This window comes from Sphaerimonospora cavernae (assembly GCF_042435035.1).
Taxonomy (GTDB): Bacteria; Actinomycetota; Actinomycetes; order Streptosporangiales; family Streptosporangiaceae; genus Sphaerimonospora; species Sphaerimonospora cavernae.
On sequence record NZ_JBHMQT010000003.1, the window covers coordinates 274,079 to 290,034 of the forward strand.

A 15,956-nucleotide genomic window follows, 5' to 3' on the forward strand; every position below is an offset into this window, starting at 1 on the left:
TGCAGTTGCTCGCGGAAACCCCCTCCCACCAGGCCGAACACTTGTCGTGATCTTGCAGTTCCTCGCAGCGAAGGCCCCTCATCTGGCATTTCACCTTCCGTGATCTTGCACTGGAGCCGCCAATGCAAGATCACGGAGTGAATCTGAGCAGCTCGTGGGCCATCTATGCGAGAAACTGCAAGATCACGAATGGCTGAAGTGCAGGCCAGAGCCGTTGCCTGCAAGTAATTGCAAGATCACGCGGGAAGGGGTGTGGGTTGCGTGGGGGGAGATCACGCGGGGGTGGCGGTGGACTTCTCCGCGAGCGCTCGGAGGCTCCGTACGGCTCGGGCGGGGTCGTCGGCCCCGTAGACGGCGTTGCCCGCCACGAACACGTCGGCCCCGGCCTCGGCGCAGCGCTCGATCGTCGTCTCCGACACCCCGCCGTCGACCTGGAGCCACACATCGCCGCCGTACTTGTCGATCAGCGCGCGGGCCCTGGCGACCTTCGGCAGCATGATGTCCAGGAACCTCTGCCCGCCGAAGCCCGGCTCCACGGTCATGACCAGCAGCATGTCGACCTCGGGCAGCAGGTCCTCGTAGAGCTCGACAGGTGTGGCCGGGTTCAGCGCCAGGCCCGACCTGGCGCCGGCCGCGCGGATCGCCCGCAGCGTGCGCACAGCTGCCCTGGCCGCCTCGGCGTGGATGGTGACGCTGGCGGCGCCCGCCTCCGCGTAGTCCGGCGCCCATCGGTCCGGCTCCTCGATCATCAGGTGGCAGTCGAGCGGCGTCGTGGTCGCCTTGAGCAGCGACTCCACGATCGGCAGGCCGAGCGTGAGGTTGGGCACGAAGCGATAGTCCATGACGTCCACGTGCAGCCAGTCGGCGATGCCCTCGACCCGGGCCGCCTCATCGGCGAGGCGGGCGAAGTCGGCGGACAGGATGCTGGGCGAGATCTGTACGGCCATAGTCCCGGAGTCTATTTGGCCTGCAACAGCGCCAGGAACATGGCGTCTGTGCCGTGCCGGTGCGGCCAGAACCGCACGTAGGGGCCGTCGCCGAGCCCCGGCGCCTCGGGCAGGAACTCCCGCGCGTCCAGCACCTCTGCCCTCTCCCGCGGCACCTCGCCCACCACGGCGGACGTCTCCGCCAGATGCGGCGAGCAGGTCACGTAGGCCACCACCCCGCCGGGCCGTACGGCTCGCAGAGCCGAGTCCAGCAGCCGCCGCTGCAGCCGGGTCAGTTCGGGGATGTCGCGGGGATCGCGCCGCCAGCGGGCTTCGGGCCGACGGCGCAGGGCGCCCAGACCGGTGCAGGGGGCGTCGAGCATCACCCGGTCGAACACCCCGGGCCGCCAGGCCGGCTCGGTCCCGTCGGCGGTCACGACCGCGGCCTCCCTGGTCGTCCCCCAGACGAGCCGGGCGCGGTGGTACTGAACGTCGGCGGCGAGCAGCCTCGCGCCGCGCTGCGCGGCCAGCGCGTCGAGCAACCCGGCCTTCCCGCCCGGTCCCGCGCACATGTCCAGCCAGTCGCGATCCCTGCCGGCGACGGGCACTCGGGTGAGTGCGAGCGCGACGAGCTGGCTCGCCTCGTCCTGCACCGCGGCGCGTGCCTCGCCCACCGCCGGGATCGACGCCGGATCCCCCTCGGGCAGATAGGCGCCGTACGGCGAGTAGCCGGCGGCTTCGGCACCCGCCGAGACAAGCTCGTCGACCGAGCAGCGCCCCGGACGCGCCACCAGCGCCACCCGGGGCCGCTCGTTGTCCGCCGCCAGCAGCGCGGCGGTCTCGTCCACGTCGCCGCCGACCGCGTCGCGCAGCGCGTTCACGATCCAGCGGGGGTGGCTGTACGCCACGGCGAGGTGACCGACCGGGTCCTCCTCGCGGGGCGGGGCCACGATGACGAGCCACTCCTCCAGCGTGCGGCCGGCGACCTTGCGTAGTACGGCGTTCGCGTAGCGCGAGGGGCCGGGACCGACCCGATGCCGGACCAGATCGATCGTGGCGCTCACCGCCGCGTGCGGTGGGATGCGAGTGCGCAGGAGTTGGTGCACGCCGAGCCTGACGGCGTCCAGCAACGGCGGGTCCACGTGCTCGGGAGCCCGATCGCTGCAGGCGGCGATGATCTCGTCGTAGGTGCCGAGGCCGCGCAGCGTGCCGTAGGCCAGCTCGGTGGCGAGGGCGGCGTCCCGGCCCGCGATGCCGCGTCTGCGCAGCAGCGTGGGCAGCAGCAGGTTGGCGTACGCGTCACGCTCGTCGACGGCTCTCATCAGGTCGTAGGCCGCGTTCCTCGCCGCGTCGGGCCTGCCGCCGGGCCGCCGCTTGCCGGGCCCCGGCTGTCCAGATCCCGGCTGTCCAGTTCTCTGCTTGTCGGACCCCTGCATGCCTGTGGGCCGCCTTCCGGAGTGCCGCCGCGTCATCCGAAGCGCTCCACGCCGTCAAGTGGGCCGTCACCGGACGGGCCGGCGATGCGGACGCCGCGCGCCCACTCGGCGGCCGTCATCACCCGCTTGCCCTGCGGCTGCACCTCGCCGAGCTCTACCGGGTGGGTGCCGGTGCCGACGAGCACGGTGTTCTTCGCGGCGCTGATCTCGGCGGGCGCGAGCGCGGCCGATGCCTGCGGCGCGAGCCGTACCGAGCCGATCTTGACCCGCTGACCGCGGAACTCGGTCCACGCGCCCGGCGCGGGCGTGCAGGCGCGTACCAGCCGGTCCACTCGCATGGCCGGGGCCGCCCACTCGACACGCGCGTCCTCGACCTCGATCTTCGGTGCGATGCTCACCCCGTCGGCCGGCTGCGGGCGGGCCTCCAGTGTGCCGTCCTCGACGCCGTCGAGCGTCGCCGCGAGCAGCCCGGCCCCCGACTCGGCGAGCCTGGCCAGCAGCGCGCCGCTGGTGTCGTCCGGGCGGACCTGCTCGGTCACACAGCCGAAGACGGGGCCGGCGTCCAACTCCTTGACGATCCGGAAGGTCGTCGCGCCGGTGATCTCGTCGCCGTGCAGTACGGCATGCTGAACCGGGGCGGCACCCCGCCACGCGGGCAGCAACGAGAAATGGAGATTTATCCAGCCAAACGGCGGAATATCCAAGGCGGCCTGCGGCAGCAAAGCGCCATAGGCGACGACCGGACAGCAGTCCGGATTTATCGCCCTGAGCCGGTCGAGGAATTCCACGTCTCCGGCCTTCGCCGGTTTGAGCACCTCGATGCCCGACTCCTCGGCGAGCTGAGCCACCGGGCTGGGATGGACCTGGCGTCCCCGGCCGGATCTGGCGTCCGGGCGGGTGACGACGGCGACCACCTCGTGGCGGGGCGAGTCGAGCAGGACCCGCAACGACGGGAGCGCGGTGTCCGGAGTGCCGGCGAAGACCAGGCGCACTACAGGGCCTTCCCTTGGGTGGCGTGCGGCGAGAACTTGACGACCGGCGCGGAAAGGCCGCTCCAGTCGGCCTCACGGATCGCCTTCATCGCCAGCTTGCGCTGCTTGGGATCCATCCGGTCGATGAACAGCACGCCGTCCAGGTGATCGGTCTCGTGCTGGAAGCAGCGGGCCATCACCTCGGTGCCTTCCAGGACGACCGGCTCGCCGTACATGTTGAAGCCCTTGGCGACCGCCCTGATCGCACGCGGGGTCGGGAAGGACATGCCGGGGAAGGACAGGCAGCCTTCCTCGCCCTCCTCGTCCATCTCGTCCGACAGGTCGAGGTCAGGGTTGATCACGTGACCGAGCTGCTCGTCCACGTAGTAGGTGAACACCCGCAACCCGACACCGATCTGCGGCGCGGCCAGGCCCGCACCCGGCGCGTCCATCATCGTTTCGGTCAGGTCCTTGACGAGCCTGCGCAGCTCCTTGTCGAAGTCGACCACCGGCTCCGCCGGCGTGCGCAGCACCGGGTCGCCGAAAAGGCGGATCGGCTGAATGGCCAACGATCGGCTCCGTTCATATCACGACGTCGAAATATCACCTCAGTCTAGGGGGTGTTCAGCAAGTGTCGGCCGTCACGAGCGCGGGTCCTGCCTAGGGACGTGAGCGGACCTTCATCGCCGTCTTCCTCGCAGTCTTGGCGATCAACGGCTCGGGGTGGTGCCTGCCGAGCATCTCCAGCACGGCGAGGGTGTCGGGGTGGTCCACCCGTCCCATCTCGGGGACCAGCACGAGCAGGTCCTCCCCGAGGATGTCGAAATGGGCCACCGAGTCGATGGGGGCACCCAGGTAGAGCAGGGCAGCGAGGGTGTCCACGGCCACCCAGGCGCCGTCTCCCTCGCCCAGTGCCGGGGCGTCCAGATCGCGGACGCCCAGCCACGCCGCGGCGTACCGCCACATCATCGGCTCACCGAGGGCCTCGCGGACCGCGTGCTCGGCCTCCGGGCCCAGCTCCTCCAGGATGGTCCCGGCCGTGCCGCGCTGGGCGGCGTTGCCGGATGAAGCGATCTTGACCAGCTCGCGGGCGGCGTCCTCGGGGGCTCGGCGCTCCAGCCACAGGGTCGCCGCGCTGGCCGACGCCCGGCCGGTCAGCATGGCGTCGATCAGCTCCCCGGCGCTCTGCCCGGCGAAGGCCGCCACCTCGCGCAGCGAGGGCGCGTCGTGTCCCTCCCGTAGCAGGTCGCGGCGTACGGCCCATACGCCGGGCTCGGTGAGCCGTACGAGATCGCCGGTCAGCTCGATCAGCCCGCAGTACTCCAGCAGCGCCATGGCCTCGGCCAGCTCACCGGGCAGCGTCATCCGCAGCCGTCTGAGCTCGGTCTGGCGGGCGCCGCAGCCGACCTCGTGCGCCTGGAGGATGCCACCGGCCAGGTTCGCCATCGGCATGCCGTCGCGGACGGAGTAGATGGTCGCGAGGATCTCGGTGAGATGCTCGTCGACGACTCGGGACCCGGTCAGGCCCTCCTCCGTGCGGTCGAGTATGTCCATGACCACGCCGTCCCAGAACTCCATCGGGTCAGCGGCCCCGGCCCCGGGACCGGGGCGGGCGCTGCCGCCGGGCGTCACATCGAGGAGCCGGCCGTTGACCGCCACGACCCAGAGCAGGTGCAGCCGCGCGCCGTTCAGCCCAAGCTCGGCGACGGCCGCGCGAGCGTCGGCGTCGGTCAGCAGCCCCCGCTCGGTGACCTCGCGCACGCCGGTCCAGCCGGCCAGCCGTACGGCGTCGCCTACGATGGGCGCATCTCGCACCATCCGCGCCAACTCCTCGTCAGGGGCGAGGTCGACCGGCGGGAATGTGAGTACGTCGCTGTCGGCCATTGCAGCAACTTACTCCACTCCAGTCACCGGATGCCCCGCGAACGGGCCTTGAACGCCGCCTTCCTGGCCGCCTTGGCCGACGCCCGATCGGACAGGGAGTTGCCGAGCAGTTCCAGAACCTCGACGACGTCGGGGTGTTCGACCCGCCACATGTCCTCGATCAGATGGGCGGGCGGTCCCGACACGGCGATGTTCTCCGCGAAGCCGTCCGGGTCGGCCTCAGCCGCCGGCAGCGCCAACGCCAGCATGTCGACGGTGACCCACAGCACCTCTTCGTGGGTGAGCACGGGGGCTTCCAGACCCCGGGCGGACAGCCAGTGGGCGGCGTGCGGCCGCAACTCCGGGTCGTCCAGACAGGACCGGACGACCGGGGCCGCCTCCACGCCCAGCCGGTCGACGATCGTGACGGCGATGCCGCGCACCTCGGCCGGCGCGCCCGCCACCGCGGCGAGCAGTTCCGCCGCCGCCTGCTCGGGGGTGCGGCGGACCAGCCATGCCTCGACGTCGCGCTCCGCCACCTCGGCGGGCAGGCCGTCGCTGATGAGGCCTGCGATCAGCCCGCTCGCATCGCCCTCGGCGAGATCCGGCGCGACCGGGGCGTCCAGTCCCATTTCCGAGTAGATCTCCCGCAGCCCCCACAGCCCCCGCGGAGTCAGGGTCAGACCGTCCTCGGTGATCTGGACCGTTCCCGTGTAGGCGAGGCCGGCGAGCGCCGCGTCCAGTCGCCCGTCGGACGATATGTTCATCGGCCCACCCTCGACCGGCCCGCCCGCTACTGGGCCGTGCTCGGTCGACGCGGAAGACCGACCGGCCGCGATCTCGCGCAGGTACTCGGCGACCGCCTCACTCGGGACCGGCGCCTGCAGCCGGTAGAGCAGGTCGTGGACCGAGTACATCTCCTCGTCGACGGCGGGCTCCCCGGTGACCGCCACCGGCGCCTCGATCAGGAACTCGATGGTCCCCGCCCACAGGTCGAGCACCTCTTCGTCCGCCCGGGCGGCCAGCGGCCGGAACCCCTCGCCCGCCACGACGACCGTCCTGTCCACCCTGGCCAATCCCAGGTCCAGTGCGAGCCGCCAGGCCAGGGCCGGCCGCTCCACACTCGCCTCCGCCGCGACGTCGCGGGCATCCCTGACCCGCAACGCCTTGCGCGTCGTCGTGGTGCGTCCGCCGTCGACCAGCCACGTCACGACATGGTGGGCGTCACGCAGCAGGGGCGCCTCCCGCACGGCGGCGGCGATCTCGGTGGCGGGCGGGAGCCGTACGGCGGGCAGGGGCGCACAGCCGGGGCAGTCGCAGTCGGCCGAGCCGGGCTCGACCAGTTCCAGGGAGTCGGGCCCGATGGCGCTGAAGATGCTCTTGGCCATGCCGAACTTGGTGGTGTCGGCGAGCGCCCGGGGCATCTCGGGCTCGATCTCGTCGATGGTCTCCCGCATCCTGATGGCGACCTTGCCGCCGATCTCCCCCGTGTCGAGGAGGAACTCCACCAGCGTGCGAGCCGCGGAGATGGTCTCCGGCGCGCTCTCCGGCGGGGCGATGACCTTCCTCGGATAGATCTCCAGCAGGAGTTCCTCGAAGGTGCCCGGCCGGAAGTCGCCGAGCTCCCTCACCTCCAGATAGTCGCTGGCGTAGTCGCACAGCAGACGGACCTCGTCGACGTCGACCTCCACGCCCTTCTCGCACCCCCACGTGCGAAGGCCGTCGATGGCCCGGTTCACCCATTCGATCGACACAGGAAGACGCTAACGGCTCACTGACCCCATAGCGAATCGGTCACCTCGTACATGATCTTGCTACTCCGGTCAGATGAGGTCGAGCGGGTCGACGGCCACGCGCACCACGTCGGCCGCCTTACGCGCGGATCGCGCCCCGCTCGCGCCCTTGAGCGCACGGGCGAGCGCCGATCCCCGGTCACGCGGCACCCGGACCATGGCACGCTCCAGCTCGCCATCCACCGGGACGGGGCCGAGGACCTGGGCCCCGTCCGGCAGGGCCGTGCCGGCGAGCGTCTCCCTTACGGCGGCGGCCGGGCCGGTCAACGTGGCCATTCGCACGGCCGGGGGGAAGCCCAGCTCGGCGCGGTCGGCGAGCTCGCGCTCGGCGAAGGTGATCGGGTCCCAGCGCACCAGGGCCTGCACCGCGGGGACGGCCGAGTCGGCCAGCACGACGAGCTCTGCCCCCGGCCGGGCCAGCGCCGCGGCGTTCATCCAGCGCCGCAGCGTCTCCTCCGCGGCGCGCAGGTCCGGGCGGCCGAGCAGCGCCCACCCGTCGAGCAGCACGGCCGCCGCGTAGCCGCCGTCGGGCACCGGCTCCGCGCCGGGGGTGGCCACGACCAGTGCGGGAGCCGCGCGGACCGCGGCGAGCACCCCGTCCCGGCCGGACGTCTTGACCGGGACGGACGGGAACGCCCGGCCGAGCTCCTCGGCCGTGCGGCGGACCCCCACGATCAGCGCGCGGATCCGGTCGTCGCCGCATGACGGGCAGCGCCGGCCGCCCGCGATCCGCCCGCACCAGCGGCAGTACGGCACGGCATGCCCGCCGCGCAGGGCCAGTGGCCCGCGGCAGTCCGGGCAGCGGGCCGGGCTCCGGCAGGTCCGGCAGGAGAGCGCGGGCAGATATCCCCTCCTGGGCACCTGGACGAGCACCGGCCCGCTCTCCAGCCCGCGCCGCAGCGCCCGCCAGGCGATGGTCGGCAGCCGGGCGGCCCTGGCCGCCTCGTCATGGGCCAGGTCGGCGTCGTCGCCGGCCGGGCGCGCCCTCGGCGCCCTGGCCCGGATCTCCTCGCGCCGGGGGGCGAGCGACCGTGCCCAGCCCGTCGCCACCAGCAGGGCCGCCTCCGCCGTACGCGCGTGACCGCCCACCAGCAGGCCCGCGTCCGCCCGGTGGGCGCGCAGCGCCAGCACCTCACGGGCGTGCGGGTACGGCGCATGCGGATCGGCGTGCAGGTCGTCCCCGTCGTCCCAGATGACGGCCAGGCCCAGGGACGCCACCGGAGCGAAGGCGGCGGGGCGGTTGCCGACGACGACCGCGACCTCTCCACGCAATGCCCTGAGCCAGCGGCGGTAGCGTTCGGCGGGCCCCAGATCAGCGGTGATCGCGACGTGCGGGGTGGTTTCCAGCGCCCGGGCCATCATGGCCACGTCCTTGCCGTCGGGCAGCACGATGACCGCGCCGCGACCGCTCGCGAGCGTCGCCCGCACGGCCGCCGCGATCGCCTGCGGCCAGGAAACGCCAGGCAGGGCCGTCCAGACCGCGCGCGGCGAGCGGCCCTCGGCCAGCGCGGCCAGGAACGACGGCCCGGCGGGATAGGCCGCCCATGCGGCCGCGCCCACATCACCGCTCTCCGGGGGAGACACGGGGTTCTGTCCCAGCCGGGCGGGGGCTCTCGCCTCGGCCTCGACCCTCGCGTGGCGCGGCGGGACCGCCAGCCGCAAGACATCGGACATCGTGCCCGCGTAGCGGTCGGCCACGGCCCGCGCGAGCCCGGCGGTCTCGGCCGTCAGGACCGGCTCCGAGGAGATCACCCGCTCCAGGAAGGCGAGACGTCCCCGGTGCTCGCTGCTCGAGACCCGCTCCAGGAGGAAGCCGTCGGTGAGCCGGCCGGCGAAGCGGACCCGCACCCGGCAGCCCGGCACCGCGACGGTGTCGGCCGTCGCGGGCACCAGGTAGTCGAACGGCCGGTCCAGATGCGGCAGCGGCGTGTCGACGACGATCCGGGCGACCGGAAGCTCACCGGCCGCCTGCCGCGTGCCCTTCCGGTCGCTCGCCGCCGGTGCGGGCACGAGCGCCTCCTGCGACGGCACACTCACGCCCTACGTCCTATCAGACGCGGACGACGTCCGTGCGGCCGGAGCCCCACCCGCGATCGTACGGCAGGGCGGTCAGAGCCCGGCTGCCGCGCGCAGCGCGTCGGCCCGGTCGGTCGACTCCCAGGAGAAGCCGTCCCGGCCGAAGTGGCCGTAGGCGGCGGTCTCCGAGTAGATCGGGCGCAGCAGGTCGAGGTCCCGGGTGATCGCGGCCGGACGCAGGTCGAAGACCTGGAGGACGGCCTCCTGGATCGCGGAGACCGGGGCCTTCTCGGTGCCGAAGCACTCCACGAAGAGGCCGACCGGCTGGGCCTTGCCGATCGCGTAGGCGACCTGCACCTCGCAGCGGTCGGCCAATCCGGCCGCCACGACGTTCTTGGCCACCCAGCGCATCGCGTACGCGGCGCTGCGGTCCACCTTGGAGGGGTCCTTGCCGGAGAACGCGCCACCGCCGTGCCTGGCCATGCCGCCGTAGGTGTCGATGATGATCTTCCGGCCGGTGAGGCCCGCATCGCCCATCGGGCCGCCGATCTCGAAGCGGCCGGTCGGGTTCACCAGCAGCCGGTAGCCCTCGGTCTCGATCTCCAGATCGGCCAGCACCGGCTCGACCACGTGCTCGCGGATGTCGGGGGTCAGCATCTCCCGCAGGTCGATCTCGGGGGCGTGCTGGGTGGAGACCACGACGGTGTCGAGGCGGACCGGGCTGTCCCCGTCGTACTCGATCGTGACCTGGGTCTTGCCGTCCGGCCGCAGGTACGGCACCCGGCCGCTCTTGCGGACCTCGGCCAGCCGCCGTGCCATCCGGTGCGCCAGCGTGATCGGCAGCGGCATCAACTCCGGCGTCTCCCGGCACGCGTACCCGAACATCAGGCCCTGGTCGCCGGCGCCCTGACGGTCGAAGTCGTCGCCGCCCTCGCCCTCGCGGAGCTCGTAGGCGGAGTCGACGCCCTGGGCGATGTCGGGCGACTGGGCGCCGATGGACACCGAAACGCCGCAGGAGGCGCCGTCGAAGCCCTTGTGGGACGCGTCGTAGCCGATCTCCAGGATCTTGTCGCGGATCAACGCCGGGATGTCGACGTAGGTCTCCGTCGTCACCTCACCGGCGACGTGGACCTGGCCGGTGGTGATCAGCGTCTCGACGGCGACCCGGCTCTTCGGGTCGTCCTTGAGCATGGCGTCGAGGATCGCGTCACTGATCTGGTCGGCGATCTTGTCCGGGTGGCCCTCTGTGACCGACTCGGAGGTGAACAGGCGACGGGACAACTCGTGGCTCCTCATGCAGCGGCTGCTGACGTTCAAGATTTTGTGATGCTCACGCGAGTCTAGCGTCACAAGTCGGGCAGGGGGTCGCGGGGAAGGTCGCCCGGGGAGAACGCCTCGGCGTCGGCTGCGGCCACCACCGCGGCGTACTCCACATCGACTTCGAACACCATCCCGTCGATCTCGATGCGGGGGCCCGAGCCGAACTCGATCGGCCTCAACTCCATCGGGCCGAGCCGGGTGCGGCGCGGGTAGGTCGCCCACACACCCGACGGCGAGTCACGGCCGGCCATCGACAACAGGGTGACCGACCGGTCGGTCACGACGACCAGGAAGGTGGCCGTGGCCGGAGGCGACATCGCGAGGGCCGGGAAGACGTAGCGGATGTCCTCGCCCGGGCCGAGCATCGAGCGGCAGCGTTCTCTGGTCGCGGCGGGCACGGGCATGACGATCGGCTCCCTCGCGGCACGCACCTGTTGTGGCGGCTGTCAGGAAAGTCGCTCCGCCACCAAGTCCCAGACTACGTCGGCGAGATCCTCTTTGGGACCCCGTTGGATCTCCACCGCCCCGCCGTCCGCGCACAGGACCACGGCGGCGTTGTCCGGCGTCCCGAACCCGAGGCCCTCCCCCACCTGGTTGACGACCAGCAGATCACAACCCTTGCGCGCCAGCTTGGCCCGGCCGTTCGCGAGGACGTCGTCGGTCTCGGCGGCGAATCCGACGATCACCCGCGGGTACGGCTCCCGCCCGCCCCGCTCCAGGGCGCCCCGGCGCAGCGCGCCCAGTTCGGCCAGCACGTCCGGGTTCTTCACCAGGTGGATGGGGTCCGGCTCGGCCGACGACTTCTTGATCTTGGTATCGCTCCACCGATCGGGTCTGAAGTCGGCGACGGCCGCCGCCATCACGACGGCGTCGGCGCCATCGGACCCGACACGTGCGTCCCCGTCACCGGCGCCCCCGACGCGGGCGGCGTCGAGCACCGCCTCACGAAGCTCGTGGGCCGACTCGACCCGCACCACCTTGGCTCCGGCGGGGTCGGGCAGCGCGACGTTGGCCGACACGAGCGTGACCTCCGCGCCGCGGGCGACGGCGGTGCGGGCCAGGGCGTAGCCCTGCAGCCCGGAGGAGCGGTTTCCGATGAATCTGACGGGGTCGATCGCCTCACGGGTCCCGCCGGCCGAGATCACGACGTGCCGACCGGCGAGGTCGGGGGCGCGGCCGGCGAGCACTCTGCGGCAGATCTCGAAGATCTCGGCGGGGTCGGGCAGCCGTCCGGGCCCGGTGTCGGCGCCGGTGAGCCTGCCGACGGCCGGCTCGATCACGACGGCGCCCCGCTCACGCAGCGTCGCGACGTTCGCGCGGGTGGCGGGGTGCTCCCACATCTCCGTGTGCATCGCGGGCGCGAACACGACCGGGCAGCGGGCGGTCAGCAGCGTGTTGGTGAGAAGGTCGCCGGCGAGGCCGTGAGCGGCCTTGGCGAGCACGTCCGCGGTGGCAGGGGCGACGACCACCAGGTCGGCGCGCTGCCCGATGCGGACATGCGGCACCTCGTGCACGGATTCCCACACCTCGGTGGTCACCGGGTTGCCCGACAGCGCCGCCCAGGTCGGCTCCCCGACGAAACGCAGCGCGTCGCGGGTCGGCACGACCCGCACGTCATGACCGGACTCGGTGAACAGGCGTAGCAGCTCACACGACTTGTAAACGGCGATGCCGGCGCTGACGCCCAGCACCACCGACGCGACAGGCACGGCCCGGCTCAGGACTCGATGGGCTCGGCGGTGAGCAGACCCTCGCTGACCTCGCGCAGCGCGATGGACAGCGGCTTCTCCTGAGCGTGGGTCTCCACGAGCGGCCCGACGTACTCGAGCAGGCCCTCACCGAGCTGCGAGTAGTAGGCGTTGATCTGGCGCGCCCGCTTCGAACCCATGATCACCAGGCTGTACTTGCTGTCGACGATGTCGAGCAGTGTGTCGATCGGCGGGTTGGTGATGCCTTCGGCGTAGCCGGCGATGCTTGCCACGTTGTGTATTCCCTTAGCTAGAAGACGAGCTTCCCATCAAGGCTATCAGCCGGTGGCACACGTCCTTGACGGTCGTGTTGACGATGGTGAGGTCGAACTCCTTCTCGGCCGCCATCTCGGTCAGCCCGACCTCAAGGCGGCGGGCGATCACGTCGGGAGGCTCGGTGCCCCGGCCGCGCAGCCGCCGCTCCAGCTCCGCCCAGCTCGGCGGGGCCAGGAAGACCAGCAGTGCGTCGGGCATGGCGGCACGCACCTGGCGCGCTCCCTGGAGATCGATCTCCAGCAGCGTCGGCACGCCGGCGGCCAGCCGCTCCAGCACGGGCGTACGGGGCGTGCCGTACCGGTGGCCGGCGAAGTCGGCCCATTCCAGAAGCTCCCCCGAGGCGATCAGCCGGTCGAACTCCACGTCGTCGGCGAAGAAGTACTCCACGCCGTGCGTCTCCCCCGGGCGGGGCTTCCGGGTCGTCGCCGAGACCGACAGCCACACCTCGGGGTGTGACCGCCGGAGCTCGGCGACGACCGTGGACTTCCCGACACCCGACGGACCGGACAGGACCGTCAGGCGTCGGTCGTGCGGCAAGGAGTCACCGCCGTGTATGAACATGTCGGTCACTCCGTTACCCCCGTGGATCAAGCCGTACGAAGCCGAGATCAGCTCTCGGCACCGCCGAACTCTCGCTCCAGGGAGGCGCGCTGGTTGGCGCCGAGGCCCCGCACGCGGCGGGACTCGGCGATGCCCAGCTTCTCCATGAGCTGCTTGGCGCGGACCTTGCCCACGCCAGGGAGCGACTCCAGCAGAGCCGAGACTTTCATCTTGCCGATGACGTCATCGGTCTGCCCATCCTTCAGCACCTCGGCCAGGGAAACACCGCCGTGCTTGAGACGGTTCTTGACCTCGGCACGCTCTTTGCGTGCCTTGGCAGCCTTCTCAAGTGCTGCGGCGCGCTGCTCGGGGGTCAGGGGAGGAAGAGCCACGCCGGGTCACCTCGAATTTCTGTCGATGTACTCGGACGGGAGGGGAAACTAGCTGGTCTTGGGCCGGTACGGCAACGTGAAAGGCTGTTTCTCCGGCCACAAAATTGATACTACTACTATCCGTAATCGAAAAGTCACTCTTTGTCCGTCATCCGGCGCAACGTTGCGGCGATCGAGGCGGCGGCGGCGCCCGGATCAGGGGCGCCCGTGATCGGCCGCCCGATCACCAGAAGATCGGCCCCGGCGGTGATCGCATCCTCCGGAGTCGCTACTCTTGCCTGATCCTGAGTGTCGGCGCCGGCGGGCCGCACACCCGGGGTGATGAGCGTGATCCCGGGGCCGACCTCCGCCCGCACCGCGGCGACCTCGCGCGGCGAGCAGACGAGGGCCTGGGCGCCCGCGCCCACGGCCACAGCGGCCATACGGCGCACCGCGTCGTCGGGGGGTCCCTGCATGCCGATCTCGCGCAGATCGGCGTCTGACAGCGACGTCAGCAGCGTCACGGCCGCGATCTGGGCGTCCGGGGCCGCCGCGACGGCCGCCTGGACCATCGCGGGCCCACCGGCGGCGTGGACGGTGAGGATCGCGGGCTTGAGCCGGGCCACCGCGCGGGCGGCCGCCGCCACGGTGTTGGGGATGTCATGGAGCTTGAGATCCAGGAAGACGCGCACGCCGCTGGCGCCGCGCACCGACGCGATCACGTCGGGGCCGTAGCGGAGGTACAGCTCCAGCCCCACCTTCACCGTGGAGACGTGCGGCGTCACCAGGCCCGCCCAGCGAGCGGCGGTTTCCAGGTCGGGCGCGTCGAGGGCGACGGCGATGGGAGCGGGGGTGGTCACAGAGAACTCTCCTCCAGATCGGTTCTGCCGCGGGGTCCCATCCCCGCGGGGCGGTGGGCCAGGCCGACGGCGTCGGCCAGCCGGTCGAAGCCGCGCTCGGTGAGGAGCTCCTCCAGCTCTCTCAGGATGCGCGGGCAGGCGTACGGGTCGTGGAACGTCGCGGTGCCCACGGCGACGGCGCAGGCGCCCGCCAGAATGAGCTCAAGGGCGTCCCTGCCGGTCGTCACGCCGCCCATGCCGATGATCGGCACCCCGGGCAGGGCCGCGTGCGCCTGCCACACGCAGCGCACCGCCAGGGGCCGTACGGCCGGGCCTGACAGGCCGCCCGCGCCGGCCGCGAGCGTCGGCCGCATGGCGTCCACGTCGATACTCATCCCGGCCGGTGTGTTGATCATGGCGAGGGCGTCGGCGCCGCCGTCCACGCACGACCGCGCGACCGCCACGATGTCGGCGACGTCGGGGGACAGCTTGGCGATCACCGGCACGTCGTACCTGATCGCGGCCCGCACCGAGGCCACGACCTCGGCGGCGGCCGAGCCGTCGCGGGCGAACATCCTGCCGCGGTCCTCGACGTTGGGGCACGACAGGTTGACCTCGACGGCGGTGATCCCGGGCGCGTCGGCGAGCCGCCGCGACAGCGCGGTGAACTCGGCCACCGTGCCGCCGCCGACGGACACGATCGTGCGGGCGCCCCGCTCGGCCAGCCAGGGCAGCTCACGTTCCAGGAACGCCTCCACGCCGGGCCCCTGCAGGCCCACGGCGTTCAGCAGCCCGGAGGGGGTCTCGGCCATCCGTGGGGTCGGCCGCCCGGCCCTGGGCGCCATCGTGATCGACCGGGTCACGAACGCGCCCAGCCGGGCGACGTCGAAGAACTGGGCGAGCTCCCGGCCCGTCCCCCCGCAGCCGGCGGCCGTCAGCACGGGGTTGGGCAGCTCCACGTGGGCCAGGTAGCTCCGGAGGTCGGCGCCTATGTCAGCTCACCTCGCCCGGACTCACACATTGCGCCCTCCGGGGGCGCCGAGGGCGTCGAACGGGATCGTCCCGACGTCGTCGAAGCGGACCCGCTCGCCGCGGAACACCGGGCCCTCCACGCACGCGCGCAGCATCCGGGTCACGCCGTCCTCGCCGATCACGGGAACGACGCAGGTCATGCAGACGCCGATGCCGCAGGCCATGTGCTCCTCCACGGCCACCTGGGCGGGGATGCCGAACTCGACGGCCACCGCGGTCACCCCGCGCAGCATCGCCATCGGGCCGCACGCATAGACCACGTCGGCCCGGGCGTCGGCGATCACGCCGGGCAGCACGTCGGTGACCTTGCCGCGCATGCCGAGCGAGCCGTCCTCGGTGGTCAGCGTCGTCGTCTCGCCCATCCGGCGGGCCCGCAGCGCCCCGAAGACCCGCTCGGCGGTGGTGGCGCCGAGCACGAAGTCGACCCGGCAGCCGCGCGTCTGCAGGGCGTCGCCCAGGGCGAACAGCGAGGCCGAGCCGTACTCACCGCCCACCAGGACGCACGTGCACGGGTCGCGGGGCAGCGGGAAGGGCCGCCCGAGCGGGCCGACGAGGTCGAGCGTGTCGCGCGCCTTGACCTCGGCCAGCCAGGCGGTTCCCGCGCCGCGCACGGCGAAGACCAGCTCCACCGTGCCACCGTAGTCCGGCTTGACGTCGTGTACGGTCAGGGCCCGCCGGGTGAGCATCGACGTGTCGCGCCCGCCGGCCGCGACCGTGACGAAGTGGCCGGGCCGGAACCGGTCGGCGATGCCGGGCGCGACGACTGTGAGCGCATGATAGGCGTCCACCCGGCGCGTGGTCAGCACCGTGCCCGTCATCTGTACC

The 15,956-nt window shown here is 72.2% G+C and carries 16 protein-coding genes; all 16 read right to left on the reverse strand.

The window, feature by feature from the left end; all coding sequences use genetic code 11:
* Positions 1 to 272 precede the first annotated feature (272 nt).
* Positions 273 to 947 (reverse strand): ribulose-phosphate 3-epimerase, encoded by a 675-nt coding sequence (rpe, locus tag ACFHYQ_RS01750; RefSeq protein WP_394299261.1) that lies wholly within the window; start codon positions 945 to 947, stop codon positions 273 to 275.
* Between the two features lie 11 nt (positions 948 to 958).
* On the reverse strand, positions 959 to 2,362 hold the full coding sequence (locus ACFHYQ_RS01755) for an RsmB/NOP family class I SAM-dependent RNA methyltransferase (protein WP_394299262.1): 1,404 nt from the start codon (positions 2,360 to 2,362) through the stop codon (positions 959 to 961).
* Positions 2,363 to 2,394: 32 nt separating this feature from the next.
* Complete coding sequence (fmt, locus tag ACFHYQ_RS01760) at positions 2,395 to 3,354, reverse strand: methionyl-tRNA formyltransferase (RefSeq protein WP_394299263.1); 960 nt, start codon at positions 3,352 to 3,354, stop codon at positions 2,395 to 2,397.
* The gene (gene def / locus ACFHYQ_RS01765) at positions 3,354 to 3,902 is read right to left on the reverse strand and encodes a peptide deformylase (protein WP_394299264.1); all 549 of its coding nucleotides are present in this window, start codon (positions 3,900 to 3,902) and stop codon (positions 3,354 to 3,356) included. Before def ends, fmt begins: the two co-directional genes overlap by 1 nt.
* A 91-nt stretch (positions 3,903 to 3,993) precedes the next feature.
* The gene (locus ACFHYQ_RS01770) at positions 3,994 to 5,217 is read right to left on the reverse strand and encodes a hypothetical protein (RefSeq protein WP_394299265.1); all 1,224 of its coding nucleotides are present in this window, start codon (positions 5,215 to 5,217) and stop codon (positions 3,994 to 3,996) included.
* 23 nt (positions 5,218 to 5,240) lie between these two features.
* The gene (locus ACFHYQ_RS01775) at positions 5,241 to 6,950 is read right to left on the reverse strand and encodes a hypothetical protein (RefSeq protein ID WP_394299266.1); all 1,710 of its coding nucleotides are present in this window, start codon (positions 6,948 to 6,950) and stop codon (positions 5,241 to 5,243) included.
* A gap of 69 nt (positions 6,951 to 7,019) precedes the next feature.
* On the reverse strand, positions 7,020 to 9,026 hold the full coding sequence (locus tag ACFHYQ_RS01780) for a primosomal protein N' (RefSeq protein WP_394299267.1): 2,007 nt from the start codon (positions 9,024 to 9,026) through the stop codon (positions 7,020 to 7,022).
* Positions 9,027 to 9,098: 72 nt separating this feature from the next.
* Positions 9,099 to 10,286 (reverse strand): methionine adenosyltransferase, encoded by a 1,188-nt coding sequence (gene metK, locus ACFHYQ_RS01785; protein ID WP_394299268.1) that lies wholly within the window; start codon positions 10,284 to 10,286, stop codon positions 9,099 to 9,101.
* A gap of 65 nt (positions 10,287 to 10,351) precedes the next feature.
* Positions 10,352 to 10,729 (reverse strand): hypothetical protein, encoded by a 378-nt coding sequence (locus tag ACFHYQ_RS01790; protein ID WP_394299269.1) that lies wholly within the window; start codon positions 10,727 to 10,729, stop codon positions 10,352 to 10,354.
* 42 nt (positions 10,730 to 10,771) lie between these two features.
* Positions 10,772 to 12,034, reverse strand: coding sequence for a bifunctional phosphopantothenoylcysteine decarboxylase/phosphopantothenate--cysteine ligase CoaBC (gene coaBC, locus ACFHYQ_RS01795; protein ID WP_394299270.1), 1,263 nt, complete (start codon positions 12,032 to 12,034; stop codon positions 10,772 to 10,774).
* Between the two features lie 8 nt (positions 12,035 to 12,042).
* Positions 12,043 to 12,306 carry a DNA-directed RNA polymerase subunit omega gene (gene rpoZ / locus ACFHYQ_RS01800; protein WP_204010352.1) on the reverse strand — a complete coding sequence of 88 codons (264 nt, stop codon included), beginning with the start codon at positions 12,304 to 12,306 and terminating at the stop codon, positions 12,043 to 12,045.
* Positions 12,307 to 12,319: 13 nt separating this feature from the next.
* The gene (gene gmk / locus ACFHYQ_RS01805) at positions 12,320 to 12,910 is read right to left on the reverse strand and encodes a guanylate kinase (RefSeq protein WP_394299271.1); all 591 of its coding nucleotides are present in this window, start codon (positions 12,908 to 12,910) and stop codon (positions 12,320 to 12,322) included.
* A 47-nt stretch (positions 12,911 to 12,957) separates the two neighbouring features.
* Entirely contained in the window at positions 12,958 to 13,281 is a 324-nt protein-coding gene (mihF, locus tag ACFHYQ_RS01810) for an integration host factor, actinobacterial type (protein ID WP_204010346.1), read from the reverse strand.
* 134 nt (positions 13,282 to 13,415) lie between these two features.
* Positions 13,416 to 14,120: an orotidine-5'-phosphate decarboxylase gene (pyrF, locus tag ACFHYQ_RS01815; RefSeq protein WP_394299272.1), complete on the reverse strand. Its 705-nt coding sequence runs from the start codon at positions 14,118 to 14,120 to the stop codon at positions 13,416 to 13,418.
* Positions 14,117 to 15,091, reverse strand: coding sequence for a dihydroorotate dehydrogenase (locus tag ACFHYQ_RS01820; protein WP_394299633.1), 975 nt, complete (start codon positions 15,089 to 15,091; stop codon positions 14,117 to 14,119). The genes pyrF and ACFHYQ_RS01820 overlap by 4 nt, the downstream gene beginning before the upstream one ends.
* Positions 15,092 to 15,112: 21 nt before the next feature.
* Positions 15,113 to 15,949 (reverse strand): dihydroorotate dehydrogenase electron transfer subunit, encoded by an 837-nt coding sequence (locus ACFHYQ_RS01825; RefSeq protein ID WP_394299634.1) that lies wholly within the window; start codon positions 15,947 to 15,949, stop codon positions 15,113 to 15,115.
* Positions 15,950 to 15,956: the final 7 nt, after the last annotated feature.